Annotated in this window: 11 protein-coding genes, 1 tRNA gene and 2 pseudogenes; 6 read left to right on the top strand and 8 right to left on the bottom strand. The window is 68.3% G+C overall.

Features of this window, described 5'->3' with window-relative positions; all coding sequences use genetic code 11:
- The first annotated feature begins 75 nt into the window (after window positions 1-75).
- Window positions 76-924 (top strand): PSP1 domain-containing protein, encoded by an 849-nt coding sequence (locus tag ACSMXO_RS40250; protein WP_346258836.1) that lies wholly within the window; start codon window positions 76-78, stop codon window positions 922-924.
- A gap of 30 nt (window positions 925-954) precedes the next feature.
- Here ACSMXO_RS40250 and ACSMXO_RS40245 read toward each other — a convergent pair whose 3' ends face one another.
- The gene (locus ACSMXO_RS40245; protein WP_455415951.1) at window positions 955-2,679 is read right to left on the bottom strand and encodes a metallophosphoesterase family protein; all 1,725 of its coding nucleotides are present in this window, start codon (window positions 2,677-2,679) and stop codon (window positions 955-957) included.
- A 206-nt stretch (window positions 2,680-2,885) separates the two neighbouring features.
- Between ACSMXO_RS40245 and ACSMXO_RS40240 the strand changes: the two genes are divergently transcribed.
- Window positions 2,886-2,959, top strand: a tRNA-Thr gene (locus tag ACSMXO_RS40240).
- 284 nt (window positions 2,960-3,243) lie between these two features.
- Here the strand turns inward: ACSMXO_RS40240 and ACSMXO_RS40235 are convergent.
- From ACSMXO_RS40235 to ACSMXO_RS40215, 5 genes and pseudogenes are all read right to left on the bottom strand, one after another.
- On the bottom strand, window positions 3,244-6,189 hold the full coding sequence (locus ACSMXO_RS40235) for an ABC transporter substrate-binding protein (protein WP_455419422.1): 2,946 nt from the start codon (window positions 6,187-6,189) through the stop codon (window positions 3,244-3,246).
- A gap of 146 nt (window positions 6,190-6,335) precedes the next feature.
- Window positions 6,336-6,416 (bottom strand): annotated as a pseudogene (locus ACSMXO_RS40230) (IS5/IS1182 family transposase); the annotation flags it as partial.
- A 164-nt stretch (window positions 6,417-6,580) separates the two neighbouring features.
- Window positions 6,581-7,837, bottom strand: coding sequence for a nucleotide sugar dehydrogenase (locus tag ACSMXO_RS40225; protein WP_455419421.1), 1,257 nt, complete (start codon window positions 7,835-7,837; stop codon window positions 6,581-6,583).
- Between the two features lie 116 nt (window positions 7,838-7,953).
- On the bottom strand, window positions 7,954-8,943 hold the full coding sequence (locus ACSMXO_RS40220) for a glycoside hydrolase family 26 protein (RefSeq protein WP_455415950.1): 990 nt from the start codon (window positions 8,941-8,943) through the stop codon (window positions 7,954-7,956).
- Complete coding sequence (locus ACSMXO_RS40215) at window positions 8,840-10,300, bottom strand: glycosyltransferase (RefSeq protein ID WP_455415949.1); 1,461 nt, start codon at window positions 10,298-10,300, stop codon at window positions 8,840-8,842. Before ACSMXO_RS40215 ends, ACSMXO_RS40220 begins: the two co-directional genes overlap by 104 nt.
- Before the next feature lie 329 nt (window positions 10,301-10,629).
- Between ACSMXO_RS40215 and ACSMXO_RS40210 the strand changes: the two genes are divergently transcribed.
- The 3 genes from ACSMXO_RS40210 to ACSMXO_RS40200 all read left to right on the top strand — a co-directional run bounded on the left by ACSMXO_RS40210 (window position 10,630) and on the right by ACSMXO_RS40200 (window position 13,755).
- Window positions 10,630-11,649: a hypothetical protein gene (locus ACSMXO_RS40210; protein WP_455415948.1), complete on the top strand. Its 1,020-nt coding sequence runs from the start codon at window positions 10,630-10,632 to the stop codon at window positions 11,647-11,649.
- 115 nt (window positions 11,650-11,764) lie between these two features.
- Window positions 11,765-12,139 (top strand): hypothetical protein, encoded by a 375-nt coding sequence (locus ACSMXO_RS40205; protein WP_346257109.1) that lies wholly within the window; start codon window positions 11,765-11,767, stop codon window positions 12,137-12,139.
- Between the two features lie 191 nt (window positions 12,140-12,330).
- Window positions 12,331-13,755, top strand: coding sequence for a polysaccharide deacetylase family protein (locus ACSMXO_RS40200; protein WP_455415947.1), 1,425 nt, complete (start codon window positions 12,331-12,333; stop codon window positions 13,753-13,755).
- A 320-nt stretch (window positions 13,756-14,075) separates the two neighbouring features.
- Here the strand turns inward: ACSMXO_RS40200 and ACSMXO_RS40195 are convergent.
- Together ACSMXO_RS40195 and ACSMXO_RS40190 are read right to left on the bottom strand one after the other, a co-directional pair.
- Window positions 14,076-15,103: pseudogene (locus ACSMXO_RS40195) on the bottom strand (tyrosine-type recombinase/integrase).
- A gap of 3 nt (window positions 15,104-15,106) precedes the next feature.
- A complete protein-coding gene (locus tag ACSMXO_RS40190) occupies window positions 15,107-15,316 on the bottom strand; it encodes a helix-turn-helix transcriptional regulator (protein WP_455415946.1) in 210 nt (69 codons plus the stop codon).
- Between the two features lie 451 nt (window positions 15,317-15,767).
- Between ACSMXO_RS40190 and ACSMXO_RS40185 the strand changes: the two genes are divergently transcribed.
- Complete coding sequence (locus tag ACSMXO_RS40185) at window positions 15,768-17,003, top strand: polysaccharide deacetylase family protein (RefSeq protein WP_455415945.1); 1,236 nt, start codon at window positions 15,768-15,770, stop codon at window positions 17,001-17,003.
- The last annotated feature ends 283 nt before the right edge of the window (window positions 17,004-17,286 follow it).

The raw sequence follows: 17,286 nt of genomic DNA, 5'->3' as shown, positions 1-17,286 counted from the left end.
GCCCGAGCCGGCCGCTGACCGGTCGGGCTCCGGACGAGGTTCGGCGGACGCGGCGATCCGTCGTAGGGTGAGCGCATGGGCATGCTGTGCGCGGTCAGTTTCAACCGTTACGGCCGCCTCTACTACCTCGACCCGGGTGAGCTGCGGCCGGCGGTCGGCGACCGGGTGCTGGTCCCCACCGACGAGGGGACCGAGGTGGCGGAATGCGTCTGGGCCGCGCAGTGGGTGTCGGACGACACCAGCGGCTTTCCCCGGCTGGCCGGCCTGGCCGGCGAGGAGGACCTGCGCCGCGACGAGATGCTACGCAAACGGAAGGCCGAGGCGAAGGTCGCCGCTAAGCGGCTGATCCGGGAGCACGGGCTGCCGATGAAGGTGGTCGCCGTCGACCACATCATCGAGTCGCCGCCGAACGGGGGGTCGAACGGGTCCCGGACCACCATCTACTTCACCGCGCCGCACCGGGTCGACTTCCGGTCGCTGGTCCGCGACCTGGGCGCCACCCTGCACTGCCGGGTCGAGCTGCGCCAGCTCTCCGCCCGGGACTCGGCCCGGGTGCAGGGCGGCATCGGCTCCTGCGGGCGGGACCTCTGCTGCGCCACCTTCCTGACCGACTTCGAGCCGGTGACCATCCGAATGGCCAAGGACCAGGAGTTGCCGCTCAACCCGCTGCGCATCTCCGGCGCCTGCGGGCGGCTGATGTGCTGTCTGAAGTACGAACATCCGCTCTATCAGCAGTTCCAGGCGTCGGCACCGGCGGTCGGGTCCCGGGTCTCCACTCCGGAGGGTTCCGGTCGGGTGGTCGCGCACAGCGTGCCGCGCGACTCGGTGGTGGTCCGGATGGACGCCGACGGCTCCCGCTGCTCGTGCAGCCGCGCCTCGGTCTGCGGCCCGCGCAAGGCCCACGACGAGCACTACGCCGGCTGACTCCCGGGCGGCCGGTCGGCGCGGGGCGGGTCAGCGGAGCGTGAACGGCGGTTCGGCGAGCCGGAACGCCAGTGGCTGGCTCGGCGTCAGCCAGGCGGCGTCCGGGGCGCCGTCCGGCTCGGCCCGCCAGCGCCGGCAGATCCTGTCCACCGCGACCGGATAGCCGGTGAGCGTACCGTCGGCGGCGATGTGCAGCCGGAGGAAGCTCTTCGCGTCCTCGATGCCCTGGCCGGCGAAGAGCTCGTTGAGGTTGACCCCGAACGAGCCGGCCACCAGCAGATAGAGCGCGGTGAGCTGGCTGGCCACCAGCCCGGCGATCGGCCCGTAGACCACCGCCGCCGCGACCACCGGCAGCGGCCACGGCCACGCGTGGAAGAAGAGCTGGAGCCAGAGCCAGGTGCCGGCGGCGGCCAGCCCGACGTGCGCGAAGCCGTGACAGAGCCCGAGGATCCAGTGCCGGGCGTGCCGTTTGCCGCTGGCGCTGGGCGGCTTGGCGAAGAAGAGCGCGCCGACCAGGGTGACGATCAGCATGACGGCCAACGGGATGCTGAACAGCCGCTGGGCCGCCGCCTCGGAGCGCGGGGCCACCACCCCGGCCATGGCCAGCATCAGCAGGGTGTGCAGGCCGCCGAGCAGGGTGGTGAAGCCCGGGTTGCGCAGCGGCAGCCGGCCGAAGATGCCCCAGCCGTACCGCCGGGACCGGGCCGCGTCCGGATAGCGGCCGGCCAGCTCGTACGACTGGCTGGTGCTGGCCCGCCGGACCAGAGTGTCCTTCGGCGGCACCTCGATGCGGGCTGGCAGCTTGTGGGTGGGATAGAGGTAGGCGCCGCCGCCACCGCAGGTGACCAGGTCGCGGTCCGGTCCGGTATACCGGGCGTAGTGGTGCAGGTCGCCGGAGAGCAGCAGCCGCACCCGGGCGCCGGTCGGCGCGACCACGGTACGGATGAAGTAGTCGACGGTGTCGTACTCGTGGGGCTTGTCGACGGCCTTGACCCAGCTCGGTTCCGGCACCGCGATGATCACCTTCGACCCGGCGGTGAGCTTCTTCGCCGCCTCCTCGAAGTAACGCAGTTGCGGGTCGTCGAGGTAGACCCCGGACTGCCCGTCCAGCCCGAACAGCCACCAGCCGGCCGGCAGTTCGACGGCGAAGTACGACCGGCTCTGCGGGGTACGCCAGCCGCCGACGTTGTCGTCCCGGGAGCGGACGAAGAGCCGCAGGAAGGCGGTGAGGCCGTCGTACCAGTCGTGGTTGCCGGGGACGGCGTAGAGCACCGGAGCCGGGCCGTCGGCCGGCGGCTGCGGCATGGCCGCCTGGTAGGGCCCCTTGCACCGGTTCTCGTACGCCTCGCCGCTGGCCGTCGGATAGACCTGGTCGCCACCCATCAGCAGCATCTGGCCGCGCGGCAGCCGGTGCCCGTCCACCTCCAGTTCCGGGCGGGTGAGCAGGTAGGCGACCGAGTAGGTGGCGTTGAACCCGTCGCCGAGGTCGGCCACGAAGTCCAGCCACAGGTCGCCGTCCGGGCCCACCTGCCGGGTGACCGTGCCGGGCAGCGAGTTCTGCAACTCCCGCTTGTCCAGGTACGCACCGAAGAGCAGGGCCAGCAGGGTACGCAGCCCGGTGCTGATCAGCAGCAGCGGCGCCAGCCAGGGCACCGGGCGCTGCGGGGTGAAACCGAGTTCGCGCGGATCGAGGCTGCCGGGTCGGGGTGGGGCCGCCGGCTGCGCCGGGATCGGCGGCGCCTGATGATCGGTCATCGATGGAAGCCTAGTCGGGGCGCCCGTTACCGCACTGTCCGCCTGCCGACCGTTCGGGGCGGTGCGCGGCGGCTCCCGGCCCGGATCCGGCGGAGCGCCTCGGCCGGCCGGGCGGGTTTGGCGGGTGCCACGATTGTCTGCCGGGGCACACCGCCGGGAAACCCCCGAGCCGGGTCGGCGCCCGGTGTCGTACACTTGCCGGCGTTGCCGCCTTAGCTCAGTCGGTCAGAGCGACGCACTCGTAATGCGTAGGTCGACGGTTCGATTCCGTCAGGCGGCTCAGTAAGCGGCCCCGGCCAGCAGAAACGCTGGCCGGGGCCTCATGTTTGCCTATATGGTTTGAATCGGCCCCCGCCCCCCAAAAACGCCTGTCGGCGATCAGGTTCGACATGTCGGCTGATGGGGCGCCGCCATCCGTGCGGGGCTACACGGCTCGGCGCGGCCGGTGACCTTGGCGTTCAGGGTCGGTAGCCTCCTTGTCGACGAGGGTGGCGCGGTCTTGCGGAACGTGTGCGGAGTCACCCGTTCGGGTCCGGTGTCGGCGCGGGCGTCAGTCGCTGGTTGTCACTTGGCCGAGACGGAGAGCGTGTTGAACCGTTCGTCTCTCAGCGGGCTGACGACCAGACCCGTAACGTCCTTGGTCACCACGATCGCCTGCGGTGCGTGCCAGATCGGCACGGCCGGCAGCCACTTGCTGGCGATGTCCCGGTTGACCTGCTCCCAGGCCGTCTTCTTCGCGGCCTCGTCAACGGTCCCGTCGGCCTTGGCGATGGCGTCGAACATGTCGGTCATCGCCTGGTCTCCGAACTCGGCACTGTCCCGACCGAAGAACGTCCCGACGAAGTGACCCGGGTCGCTGTTTTCAGCAATCCAGCCGAGGAGGTGCAGGTCCTGCTTGCCGGACTCCCGCACGTCCTCCAGGAAGTAGTGCCACGGCCGTGGGACACCGTTGACCTTGACGCCAACGGCCCGCAGGTCGTTCGCGAGAGCGGTGAAGGACTCCCGCGGGTTGGGCATGTACCCCCGGGAGACGTCCGTCGGGTAGTAGAAGTTGAGGGTCAGCCTCTCGGCGCCGGCCTCCTTGAGTAGCTGCTTGGCTCTGTCCGGGTCGTACTCGTACTTCTGCGCGTCCGGCGCGTGGCCGAGCACGGTGTCGGGCATGAACTGACTGGCCACCGTGGAGCCGGCGGGGGCCAGGGTTCGCACCATCTGCTCGCGGTTGAGCGCGTACGCGATCGCCTGACGTACCCGCAGGTCCTGGAGCTTCGGGTTGTTCCTCTGGTTGATACCGAGGTAGAGGATGTTGAAGGCCGGGCGGTTGAGCACCTGGAAGCCCTCGATGGCCAGCGCCTCGCGGTCCGCCATGGCCGGGAAGTCGATGCCATGTACGGTGCCGGCTCGCAGTTCCTGCTCACGGGTGCTCTCGTCCTCGATGACTCTGATGATCACCTTTTCGACCTTGGCCTTGTCGCCCCAGTAGTCCGGGTTGCGGTTCAGCGTGATCTCGTTCTTGGCCTTGTCCCAGCCACCGAAGGCGAACGGGCCGGTGCCGACCGGGTTCGCGGTGGCGAACTGGCTGGGCCGGTAACTGAGGCGGTCGTCGTCCTCTACCGGGTCGGCGGCGTACTTCTTCAGCGCCGCCGGGCTGGCGATGGAGAACGCGGGGAGCGCGAAGGCACCCGGGAAGGCGCCCCTGTACCTGTTGAGGATGAGGACCGCGGTGGCATCGTCCTTGGCCGCGCAGCTCTTGTAGACCGGGTCGCCCACGTCCGTGACCTCGTTCTTCGCGAACCCGTCGAAGACGTCCTTGTAGTGGAACATCCGGTCCTGGGCGCTGGGGCTCTTCATGTTGTACCAACGCTCGAAATTGAAGCAGACCGCGGCCGCGTTGAAGGGCGTACCGTCGTGGAACTTCACGCCCTTACGCAGCTTGAACGTCCAGACCTTGCCGTCGGCGTCGTGCTCCCAGCTCTCGGCCAGGCCGCCGGTCAGCTCCGCCGTACCCGGCTTGTGGGTGACCAGGGTTTCGTACATCTGCCGGATGGGTCGGAGCGACTCCTCGTTGAAGTTGAAGATCGGGTCGAAGTCATCCGGGTCAGCGGCACCGGCGAAGATGAAGGTGCCGCGCGGTTGATCGCCGGATGAGTCCGGCCCGGTTGGCAGGAAGCGCCATAACCCGGTGGTGGCGATGATGGCCAGCACCAGGGCAATGGTGCCGCCGATAGTTGCCTTGTCGCGGCGGGTTCGGGGCGGCCAGCGTGGCCAGCGGACCGGGGTGGCGTCGAGGGCGGCGCGCTCCGCTGTCGCATCGCCAGGGGTGGTATCGACTGCTGTTGGCTGGTCGATGTGGTGGGCATCGGCGTCGGCGGTGGTCGAGGTGTCGGCTGGGGGTGCTGGATTCGTCGGGGTCGGGGTGGCGGGTGTTGGGGCCGGCTCGGTGGGGGTCGGTGCCGCTGGTGCTGGCGGGGTGGGTTTGGTTGGCGGGTGGGTGGTGGTGGTTGGGGTGTGGAGGGCGCCTTCGGCGACGACGAGTTCGGGGTGGTCGAGGGCGGTGGGGGCGATGCGGAGGGTGCGGTGGAGTAGGGAGGCGGCGAGGGGTACCCGGGAGGAGCCGCCGACCAGGAAGATCCCGGCGATGTGTTGCCTGGGTACGCCGGTGTCGCGCAGCAGTGTGGCGGTGAGGTCGACGGTGCGGTCGAGGTAGGGGCGGGCTGCTGTTTCGAATTCGTCGCGGGTCACGTGGACGACGGCGTCGACCAGCGGGATGTGCAGGTCGGCGGTGGTGTGCCGGGACAGTTGTTCCTTGGCGGTACGGGCGTCGCGCCACAACTGTTGGTGGGCGCGTTGATCGGTGGGGGTTTGCGGCCACTCCAGCCGTCCCCAGGCATCACCGGCAGCGGTGGTCAGTGAGCGGGCGTGGGTGACGATGGCGGCGTCGAGGTCCAGGCCGCCGACGTCGTTCAGCCCGGCGGTGGCGACCACCTCGAGCCCGCCTGCGGTGCGGCGGACGATGCTGACGTCGCAGGTGCCGGCACCGAGGTCGTAGACGACGAGGCAGCGGCCGACCGGCAGGTCGCGGCCGAGGACGTCGGCGAAGTACGCCGCTGCGGCGACCGGTTCGGCGACGAAGGAGCAGTCGCCGAGTTGTGCCCGGTCAGCGGAGGCGGCCAGGATGCCGAGCCGGGTACGGCTCCACCCGGCGGGATGGGTGAGCACCACCGCGCCCGGTGGCCGGCCGGCGACCCGGCGTGCCTCGACGCTGATCCGGGTCAGCACGGCGGTGATCGCGTCGGTGACCGTGACTTCCCGTTCGGCGAGCCAGATGACACGATCGTCGATCCGCCGTTTCGGGTTGGCCTCGAAGCCCGCGGGGTGGGTCGACGCGGCCCGTTCGGCGTCCGTCCCGGTGAGCAGCGGGCCGGTACCGGGGCCGGCGTACACCCCGGACGACAGCAGCGGCGACGCGTCGAACAGCAACGGCCTCGCCCGTCCGTCCGGACCTGCGAGCATCGCCACCGTCGACGAGGTACCGAAATCGACCCCGAGACGATACCCACCCAGTGCCACCCGATCACCCTAGAGGGCGCCGCCAAATCATGGTGCGGCTCAGCGCGGGGACCTAGCGCCGCTGGCATTCACCCGAGTACGGCCATGCACGCGCGGTTGGCGGCCTCCTGCCGCCGTGACAGTCGTGGCCGGTGCCGGTGGCGTTTGAACGGCATCTTGACGCTGCCGCGGCGGTCCGATGCCGTCGGTCTGCCCAGATCTCGCGTCGCTCCAGCTGGGAATCATCGATCAGCCCGCCTCGCAGGCGGGCGCTGCTCGGGCAATGCGGAAACCTGGCCTCGGGGATCCATCGCCGTACCGCCGAGGCCCTCCGCGATCGAGCGCAGCCCCCCGTCTACAGCCGGAACGCCTCGTCGGTGCGGGTTACGCCGCGCGTGTCGAAGAATCGCTTCGCCTTGGCGGCGAGCTGGTCGGCGTCGTAGGCACGGTGGTTCTGCACCAGGATCACCAGGTCGGCCGAGGCGACCGCGGTCTCCAGGTCGTCGACGGGCAGGGCCTCGACGCCCGGGCGCCAGTCGCGGACGTGCGGGTCGTGGTAGGCGAGCTTCGCGCCGAGGGCGGTCAGGTCACGAGCCAGCGGGACGGCCGGCGACTCGCGCTCGTCCGCGATGTTCGGCTTGTACGTGACGCCCAGCAGCAGCACGGTCGCGCCGTTCACCGCCAAGCCGGCGTCGTTGAGAATGTTCTGGGCGCGCCGCGCCACATAGGCCGGCATCGTCGCGTTGATTTCCTCCGCCAGCTCGACGAACCGGAACGGGTAGCCGAGCTTCACGCGCACGTTGTGGCTCAGGTAGTTCGGGTCGATCGGGATGCAGTGACCGCCGACCCCCGGACCCGGGTAGAAGGGCTGGAAACCGAACGGCTTGCTCGACGCCGCCTGGATGACGTCCCAGAGGTCGATCCCGAGCCGGTGACAGAACTTGGCCATCTCGTTGACGAGCGCGATGTTGACGTGCCGGTAGGTGTTCTCGAGCAGCTTGGCCGTCTCCGCTTCACGGGTGCCCTTGGTACGCACGACCGTGTCGACGAAACGGCCGTACAGGGCCGCGGCGGCCTCGGTGCACGCCGGTGTGTGCCCGCCGACGACCTTGGGCGTGTTGCGGGGGCCGAACTCCTTGTTGCCCGGGTCGATGCGCTCCGGCGAGAACGCCAGGTGGAAGTCCTTGCCGGCGAGGAGGCCGCCGGTCTCCAGGATCGGGCGCACCAACTCGTCGGTGGTGCCCGGGTACGTCGTCGATTCCAGGACGACCAGCATCCCGGGCCGGAGGTTGCGGGCGACGGCCTCGGTGGCGGACTGGACCGCGCCCAGGTCCGGGCCTCCTTCCTCGGCCAGCGGCGTCGGGACGCAGATCACGGCTGCGGCGGCCCCGGCGATCTCGCGCTCGTCGGTCGTGGCGCGGAAGCCGCTTTCCTTCATGGCGACGATGTCGTCGTCGGATAGGTCGTCGACGTGGGACCGGCCGGCGTTGAGCGCTTCCACCAACGCTTCGTTCACGTCGAAGCCGATTACCGACATACCCGCCAGCGTGGCCTCGCGGGCCAGCGGAAGCCCCACATATCCGAGGCCGAGTATGACTACGTCGACAGCCACTGCTGCTCCCTTGTTGCTAAATGAAATGGGCGTGCCAAGCCCAATGGGCTGAAGCGGTGCTGGCGGTTGGGCCCGAACCGCGAAATTGGCCAGAGGTTGGTGCCGCGGCCTAACGGTCACTCGTCAAGGCAGGTCATGTTCGGGACGACCGACTTCTTGAAGGCCTTCAAATTGTCCGGGGTCTCGTCGAACCGCCAGTCCGCGCTGGAATGCGGCGGTGGCGCGTCGGTCCAGATGAGACCGATCACGTTCGGGTTGTCCTTCAGCCAAGGACCCAAACTGTTGATCCACCTGGACTTGTACTTTCCGTTTACTCCGGTTTCGGCGAGGACGACCGGCTTCTTCGGGTACTTGTCCAGAAGCTTCATGGTCGGATCGAACGTCTGGCTCGCCTTCGTCTCGAAGCCGAACGAAGAACTACCGACACCGTAACCCGTGAACCCGACCAGGTCGACGTAGCTGTCGCCCGGCCAGAACTTGTGGAGGTCTTTGTTGATCGCGCCGCGGAGGATGTTCGGAGCCCACATCCAGAGGACGTTGGTCGCGCCCGCCTCCCGGAACAGGTCCACCACGTGACGCCACGCCTTGACGTACTGGGCCGGGGTGTTGCCGTTGACACCCACGCCCCACGGCGACCAGTTGCCGTTCATCTCCGGCGCGTACCGGATCACGACCAGGTCGCCGTACTCGATGATGGTGTTGGCGACGGAGCGGAAGATGTCGTCGCGCTTGCCCGCGATCGTCTGCGACAGCGACCAGGACTTCTGCTCCACGGTGGAGCCCAGGTCTTTCGGCTGCACCGTCAGGAACGGGGTGCCCGCGGCCTCGGTGAGCCGGGACAACTCGAACGGGGCACCGATCGAGGCGTAGACCCCGCGCCACATCGGCCGGCAGCCCGTCTCCTTCGCCGTCAGGTCGGACTCCTCGGCAGGGGGCCGGTCCGACGTGATGCCGAACGCGGGTTTGTCCTCCCGGATCATCGAAACGGTGGCTTTGATCGGGCTAACGCGTGTAGCTGGATCGATCGTGCTGACGGCCGACTGTCGGGCCTGGAAAGAAGACGGTGGTTTCGTCGCGCATCCAGCCAGTAGCAGCAGCGGTAGCACCAGCAAGAACCTTTTCATGGTCACCTCCAATCGCGACCTCGACCTTCTGCCGGGTGCCCCACTTGAAGCGCATGCAGGAGGCGATCGCCCAGATCCGCCACACCCGCAGCACCGACCATTGCCAGATGGTGGCGATCGGGGCGAGGAGGAGGAACCAGCCCAGCTGTGCCGCCCGGTTCTGATCGGAGCGCCGAACGGTGAAAATCCGCAGTAACTGTACGTAGCCGAACACGACGAGCATGCCGAGCGCCAGCCCGAGCATCTTCGCGTCCGCGATCAACGCGTCGGCACCTGCACCGCGCGCCCAGGCGACGGCATCGATCACCGGATCGATCACGGCCAGCCAGGACACCACCATCGTCGAGGCGACGGTCTGCACCCACTTGAGCAGGTGGAACCAGTACGCGAGCCGGTTGAACGGCAGGTACTTGAAGCGCCAGAAGGATCGGATGAACGAGCCGCGCAGCCACCGCATGAACTGCCGCCGGTGGTTGCCGAACTTTTCCGGCATGACGCAGAACGCGAAGGCGTTCGCCTGCTGGACGGTTTTGCCCCGGAGCAGCGCCTGGAGTGTCAGGTAGGAGTCGTCGGAGAACTCGACGTGCCGCCCGAAGAAGGTCTCGTTCGCGTAGCCGTGCCGGGACTCGTCGATCACCCGGGCCCGGTACAGCGAGAGGCCGCCCGAGTTGACCAGTACTGACCCGAACGCGGAGGTGGCCGCCCGGTCGGTGAGCTGCGACGCCGTGCAGATCAGGTCGACGGCTCGGGCGACGGGGCCCTTCAGGTTGTAGGTGAAGAACACCCCGGCCACCGACATGACCTTGGGGTCGACCAGCGGCTTCATCAGGTTCTCGAGCGCGTCCGGCGCGAGCACCGAGTCCGAGTCGATTGTCAGGTAGGCATCGGCCCAGCCGGCGTACCGGAGCGAAGCGGCGACGTGCGTGGCCCGCTTGCCCCGGTTCCGGTCGCGGATCCACACGAGCGGAACGTTCGCCTCGTTCGCGGCTTCGATCGCCCACAGCTCGGTGGCCACGTAGTCGACCTTGTTGGAGCCGTCGTCGCGTATGAAGATCGCGTCCAGGGGACGGGTCTGCGCGAGCAGGCCCCGCACCGTCGCGATGACCGCGTCGACGTCTTCGTTGTAGAGCGGAACGACCGCCACGACCTTGAGCTTGGCCAACTGGGCGGCCTGTTTCGGGGTGGTCCGCTTGGGCCGGTCGAACGTCGCGAGCAGCAGCTGCCCGAAGTACATCAGGAACGCGAACGCATAAACGATCTCGAACGCGGACACATCGGTATCGAAGTTCTGGAACCGTGTCGCATGGTGGTACAGCCAGAGCGACGAGCCACCGACCATGAGGGCGACCGCGGGTACGGCCCGCCCCGGAGTCGACTTTGCGGTTTTGGCCGCTTTCGTCACGGCTTCATTCCGCGGCGCCAGAAGACTCGTACCGCCAGGGCGAACGCCGTCACGACGCCCAGCGCCGCGAGGATTACCTCGAAAAGATGGATTTGGGACCCCACGTAAACCAGCTCTCGTCAGGGGAAAGATCTCCCACGGTAGCGGCGCATATGTTACGCGTACGAAGCGTTCTCGCGAAGTCCGCTGTTACCAAGCAGGGACGAAACGGCCCTGACCGTATGCCTCTGCTGTGATCCTTCGGTCTTTCAGCTACCGTCTGCGCCGTGACCTACGACTACCGCGAGGGCGCGACCCCACGTGGTCGGGGCCAGCACTGGGGTCGGCAGAACGCCCCGGCCGGTACCGACGCCGCTCGGCAGGGGGGCGCCGGGACGCAGTCTCAACACCCGGGCGATTCCTATCTGGACGGCCGCGACGGCAGTACGTATGAGACGCCCGGCCCGGCTGTTTACGGGAACCCGCCGAGTTACGGGAATCCGCCGAGTTACGGAAACCAGCCGAGCCGAACGGGCAATGTTTTCCCACCGTCCGGCCAACCGCGCCGCGAGCAGGGTGCCGGCGGCGGTCAGGGCGGCGGCCCGGAGCGGAACCCGCGGCGTGGCAAGCGTCGATCCCGCGCGCCGCTCGTCTTCGTGCTGGTCCTGCTGCTCGCGCTCGGCGCCGGCGGCGGATGGTACTTCCTCCAGGGCCCAGGCAGCGGGCGCTCCAGCGAGCAGGATCGGCAGATCGCGGACCGGCAGGTCGACCCGACGCCGTTGACCGTGGCCGAGGTCTTCGACTCCGAGACGGTGCCGGGAACCGAGGGTGCGTTCAAGGTCCTCAAGACGCAGTCGTCCGACAACTGCGCGACGGCCGCCAGCGGCGCCGTCACCGAGGAACTGGCCAAGGCGGGCTGCACCCAGGTGGTGCGGGCCACACTGATGTCGCCCGACGACACCCTGGTCATGACGGCGGGGATCTTCAACCTGGAAACCCGGGAGAAGGCACTGACCGCGGCGGCTGCGATCAAGAAGGCGGTGGAGGAGGGGAAGGGTCGCTTCGCGGGCATGGTCGCGGGTGACAAGTCCAACATCGTCAGTCGGGCGGCGGCGAACCTGTCCTGGGAGGTGCGCGGTCACTACCTGGCGTACGGCCTGGTCGCGCACGCGGACGGCAGCGCCATCGAGGAGGACCACGAGCGCGCGGACGTCGTCCTGAACGACCTGGTCAAGTCACACCTCGGCAACGACGTGCTCCAGAAGCGGGAGACCGGCGGCGCCCCGGCGGTGACGCCCTCGCCGTAACCGGCCCCGTTACGGCATTCCGCCCGGTTCGGGCCTTGTTGCCGGTGGGATCGGCAGAGGGAATGCCCGAAACGGGGTGTTCGCTGCGTGGCGATAACATGAGATAATTTCGTACGTGCCAGTAAGCAAGACTCAGTTGATCGCAGTGCTCGCTAACGAGTTGTGGTTGTCGACCCTATCCCCCAACGTGCCCTGGCTTTCCGCCGAGCTACGTGAGCGGATGAAGCGGCCCCACGTCGGTGACCTCGTCGTCGAATTCTCCGCGGGACAGCGGGGTGACGCGGACGGTGTCGGCTGGCTCCGCGGCATCGAATTCGCGGACGGCCGCGGTGGCGGTAGCGTGAACATCGACGGCCAGCGCGTCGTTGACGCCTGGATGATCGAGCCGATCGACATGCCCGGCCAAACGATCCGGTGGAGCAACGCGACCTTCTTCGCGATTCCGCTACAGAGCGCTCGGCAGTGGCTGTCCCAGAAGCCGGCGCAGTAACACGTTTCCCCGCCGGCTGCCCGGACTGAAATCGAGCATTGCCGTCCATCGATGACGATGGCGTTCGAATATCGAATAGGCGCGGGGGCCTGGCTTGGGGATGGCGCCGGGAACGGCCGGCGCGGCCCGGGTCGTGGATCGGCGCCGCCCGGGTGCGCGTACGCCACGGTCGTTCGGCAGACTATCGGGCCATGAGACAGGTGAAGGTTTCCCGGCGGGGCCTGCTCGCCGCCGGTGCTCTCGGGGCGGCAGCGCCCACGACCGCCATCGCCACGCCCGCAATGGGCGCACCGACGTCGGCGGCGTACGGCGATGGAGCACCGATGGTCGCCCCAACCTTCCCATCGGGGTGGCGGGACGCCTCCCGCATCGTCACGTCGATGCAGGCCGGGCACGGATGGACGAGCACCGGCACGATCGGCGGCTCCAACCTCAACGACAGCGCGGTCTTCGTCCGAGGCAGCCAGTCGGCGTCGATCACGACCAACGGGGCGGGCGCCACGGCGACGCTGCGCCGGTTCGGCCTGCCCGCGATCGACCTGACCGGCAAGGCGTTACGGCTGCTGTTGCGGGTGGACAACTACACGAGGGTGAACGCCCTCAACTTCTTCGTCGGGACGTCCGGCCTGGCGAACAACATCAAGTGGCGGTTCAACGCCTACACCAGTTCGTCGCAGATCGGCCTGGCCGGTGACTGGGTCGTGGTGACTCTCCAGTGGTCGGAGATCAACACCGTTGCCGGCGCCTACACCCTGTCGCCGACGGGTGCGCCGAGTACCACCAGCGGGTTCACGGACATGCAGATCCAGGTCTCCGACAAGGGCACGGGTCCGGTCACCCTGTGGTTGCAAGCGGTCGAGCTCGTCGACTCGGCGGTGTCGACGTGGCCGAATGGCATCATCTCCATCACCTTCGACGATTCCAACGCCTCCGCCCGGCTGGCCGTACGGAAGATGGACACGCTGGGCTTCCGGGGCACGCAGTACACGATCGCGGACGCGATCGGAACGCCGGGCCGGCTAACCCTCGCCGAGTTGCGGTCACTGCAGGCCATGTCCGGCTGGGAGATCGCCGGACACTCGTACGCGTCGGCGGCGCACGCCACCCGCTACCCGAACCTCACGGCGCAGCAGGTGGACGACGACGCCCGCAGCCTGAAGGCGTGGCTGGTCAGCAACGGCTTCCACGGCGACAGCTTCGCGTACCCGGGCGGTCAGTACGAGAAGACCGTCGACGGGGTGCCGGTCGACCAACTGGTGGCCCGCTACTTCGGCTCGGCCCGGACGATCCTGTCCGAGGTAGGGGTGTCGACGCACGCGGCGATCGACGCGATTCCGGCGGCAATGCCGTACCGGATGCGTGCCCTGTCCTCGGTCAGCTCCCTGTCAAACGGCCCGAACAAGCCCACCAAGCTGACCGCGGCGGGCGGAATGCTCGACAAGGTGGCAAGCAACGGCGGCTGGCTCAACCTGGTCTTCCACCAGATCGTGACCGGAGCGCCCGCAGACCCGGCTGAGATCACCCAAACCGACTTCAACACGATCATGGACGCCATCGCCGCACGGGGCATCCCCGTCATCCCGGTGAGCGACGTCGTTCGCAGGGCAGGTGTCTGACATCTTTCCCTGCCAGCCGAGCGTCCGGGTGGTAGACAAGGCCGAACATGCGGGTCAGTGCAGGTGTCGGCGGCGTTTGTGCAGCTCAACGCCAAGAACTCGCGATCAATGACAAGTCCGGCGCCCCAACGGTCGACAAGCGTAGGTTGACGGTTCGATTCCGTCAGGCGGCTCAGGGAGAGGCACTGACCAGCAGAAATGCCGGTCAGTGCCTCATGTTTATCTATGTGGTTTGAATCAGCCCTCGAAAACCCCAGAAACGCCTGTGGGCGATCAGGTTCGACATGTCGGCGGGTGTGGTGCCGCTGTCCGTGCGGGGGTTAGGCGGCTTGGCGCGGCCCGTGACCTCGGCGTTCAGGTCCGGTGGCCGCCTGAGTTGCGCCGAGCTGTTCGAGTATGTGAGAACTGTCCGGGGCGAGGGCGGGCTTGACGATGTAGTGCTTCATGGTGATCTCCTTGGTCTTGTGGCCGAGTTGGGCGGCGGCGCGGTCGGCGTTGGCCTCCTTGTCGATGAGGGTGGCGACGGTCTTGCGGAACGTGTGCGGAGTCACCCATTCGAGACCAGTGTCCGCGCGGGCTTGGCGCCACTGGCGACGAACGTTCTGCGGGGACAGCCAGGTGCCACGCCGGGAGGCGAAGATCGCATCGTGCGGGTTGTCGGCAGTGGTGATCTTGCGGGCCATCAACATCCCGACCGCGAACCGAGGCAGAACAACTGCCCGGTGGCCGGCGTCGGACTTCGTCCACTCCTGCCGGAAGAAGCCCTTGCCCTTGACGTAGACGATCGTGCCGCAGATGGTCAGGGTCGGGTGTTCGGCGGCGAGGTCCACGTCTTCCCAGCGCAGCGCCAGGATCTCGCCGATGCGGGCGCCGGTGGCGAGCATGAGGTCGACGATGTCGGCCAGATCGGTGGTTGGCCGGGGTCCCGACTTGCCCGGTGTGGGCTGTTGCCACTTCCGGATGGCCGCGCGAACGTCGTCCAGTTGCTCCGTTTCCAGAGCGACCACCTTGCGGCTTGGGTTACGTAGTCGACCGGTCTCGCGGATGGGGTTGGTCGTCAGCGCGCCACGGCGTACGGCCAGGGCGAGCATCTGCCCGAGGACGACCTTTGCGCTTCTGGCGGCTGACGGGCGATCCTCTGCGACCTTGCGCAGGAACTTGTCGATGCGGCCCGCGCCGGCCTCTCGGATGCGCAGGAGGCCCAGGACGGGCACGATCGAGACACGGACGCTGGTCTCGTATCTACGTCGTGATCGCGGAATCGGGCTCGGGCGCAGTACCGGTTGGGGCCGACCTTCTCGGTACGGATGTTGCCCCAGGTGCCGATGGGTAGTGGAGGTCGTGCCATGGCTCACCGCTCCGGGTCGGTGTGGTTGTCGAGCCAGCGTTCGACCTCGCTGCGCCGGTAGCGCAGGGTGTTGCCGACCCGGATGGCACGTGGCCCCGTGCCTCGGCTGTGCCAGGCGTAGAGGGTGTTCTTTGGCTTGCCGAGCCAGGCGGTGACGTCATCGATGGTCAGTAGAGGGTCGGGCCGCCATTCGGCGGCGGTCGGCGCGGTCATCGGCGGTCTGCCGCGTCGGACGGGCCGGGCTGTCAGGGTGTTCTGTCGTCGCCGGTAGATCGCCGGTGGTCGGTGGCGTCTGGTCGTACGGATCCCGGCATGGGACGTGGGTAGGGCAGGCACGGATCCTCGGGACCTTGAACAAGATCGCGATGGGGCGTGAGTGCGCCCGGCGAGAGCCGCTCGTGCAGAGAGCGCTTGGCCGTGGCGGTCCCGGGCGGCGGCGCGTAAATTCGTCCCGTCGCCGGCTGCCCCGGGACGCCGTACGCTATGACCATAAGCCAGACTGGCGGCCGTGAGGCATGCGAAGGTTTCTCGGCGAGGGTTGCTCGTCGCCGGTGCGGTCGGGGTGGCAATGCCTGTGGCCGCCATCGCGACGGGACTTCCGTCGAGGTGGCGGGATCCCGCTTCTCCGCCGAGGTGGGGGGACGCCTCGCGCATGGTCACGGCGATGCAGGCCGGGCACGGGTGGACCGCCGCCGGCACGATCGGCGGCTCCAACCTCAACGACACCGCGGTATTCGTGCATGGCAGCCAGTCGGCATCGATCACGACCAACGGGGCGGGCGCCACGGCGACGCTGCGCCGGTTCGGCCTGCCGGCGATCAACCTGACCGGCAAGGCGTTGCGCCTGCTGCTGCGGGTGGACAACTACACCAGGGTCAACAGCCTCAGTTTCTTCGTCGGTACGTCCGGCATGGCGAACAACCTCAAGTGGCGGTTCAACGCCAGCACCAGGTCGTCGCAGATCGGCCTGGCCGGTGACTGGGTCACCGTGACCCTCCAGTGGTCGGAGATCAACACTGTTGCGGGCGCCTACAGGCTGTCGCCGACGGGTGCGCCGAGCACGACCGCCGGGTTCACGGACATGCAGATCCAGGTGTCCGACAAGGGCACGGGCCCGGTCACCCTGTGGCTGCAGGCGGTCGAGGTCATCGACTCGGGGGTGTCGATGTGGCCGGACGGCATCGTCTCGGTCACCTTCGACGATTCCAACGCCTCCGCCCGGCTGGCCATCCGGAAGATGGACGCGTTGGGCTTCCCGGGCACGCAGTACACGATCGCGGACGCGATCGGAACCCCTGGCAAGCTCACCCTCGCCGAGCTGCGGTCGTTGCAGGACACGTCCGGTTGGGAGATCGCCGGGCACTCGTACGCGTCATCGGCGCACGCCACCCGCTACCCGAAGCTGACCGCACAGCAGGTGGACGACGATGCCCGCGAGCTGAAAGCGTGGCTGGTCAGCAACGGCTTCCACGGTGACAGCTTCGCCTACCCGGGCGGCCAGTACGAGAAAACCGTCGACGGCGTGCCCGTCGACCAGCTGGTGGCCCGCCACTTCGGGTCGGCGCGGACGATCCTGTCCGAGGTAGGTGTGTCGACGCACACGGCGATCGACGCGTGCCCGGCGGCGATGCCGCACCGGATGCGCGGCCTGTCCTCCATCAGCTCGCTCTCGAAAGGCCCGAACAACCACAGGAAGCTGACCGGGAAGGGCGGGATGCTCGACCGGGTGGCGACCAACGGCGGCTGGCTCAACCTGGTCTTCCACCAGATCGTGACCGGTGCGCCCAAGGACCCTGCCGAGATCTCGCAAACCGACTTCAATATGATCATGGACGCCATCGCCGCACGGGGAATCCCCGTCATCTCCGTCAGCGACGTCGTCCACCGGGCAGGCGCGTGACGGCTGGATCAGTCGTCAGGCGCCCGCCCACCGGCCTTTGGCCCGGGCCGTAGGCCGAGCCCATATCGATCATCGTGCGGTGGACCGCCACAGCCACCGCCCCGCCGCTGTCAGCGGCTGAAGACGGCGACCCAGTTCTTCTCTCATGGCCGCGATCGAGTCCGGCGAGCTGTCCGACCCGTACGCCGACGTGATCAACGAGGCCACCGCGACCCTGGGCCTCGACGCGCCCACCACCCGGAAGCGCCCGTAAGTAGCCGTCCTGAGCTGCGGGTTTCCAATC

Source organism: Plantactinospora sp. DSM 117369 (assembly GCF_053764795.1).
Note: the sequence above shows the minus strand (reverse complement) of the source record. Positions and strands in the feature narration are given on the sequence as shown.

What these genes read in the sequence shown, in the direction of transcription:
- ACSMXO_RS40250 (WP_346258836.1), top strand. Translation starts at nt 76, where the DNA reads ATGGGCATGCTGTGCGCGGTCAGTTTCAACCGTTACGGCCGCCTCTAC.
- ACSMXO_RS40245 (WP_455415951.1), bottom strand. Translation starts at nt 2,679, where the DNA reads ATGACCGATCATCAGGCGCCGCCGATCCCGGCGCAGCCGGCGGCCCCA.
- ACSMXO_RS40235 (WP_455419422.1), bottom strand. Translation starts at nt 6,189, where the DNA reads ATGCTCGCAGGTCCGGACGGACGGGCGAGGCCGTTGCTGTTCGACGCG.
- ACSMXO_RS40215 (WP_455415949.1), bottom strand. Translation starts at nt 10,300, where the DNA reads ATGGTCGGTGGCTCGTCGCTCTGGCTGTACCACCATGCGACACGGTTC.
- ACSMXO_RS40200 (WP_455415947.1), top strand. Translation starts at nt 12,331, where the DNA reads ATGAGACAGGTGAAGGTTTCCCGGCGGGGCCTGCTCGCCGCCGGTGCT.
- ACSMXO_RS40190 (WP_455415946.1), bottom strand. Translation starts at nt 15,316, where the DNA reads ATGACCGCGCCGACCGCCGCCGAATGGCGGCCCGACCCTCTACTGACC.
- ACSMXO_RS40185 (WP_455415945.1), top strand. Translation starts at nt 15,768, where the DNA reads ATGCAGGCCGGGCACGGGTGGACCGCCGCCGGCACGATCGGCGGCTCC.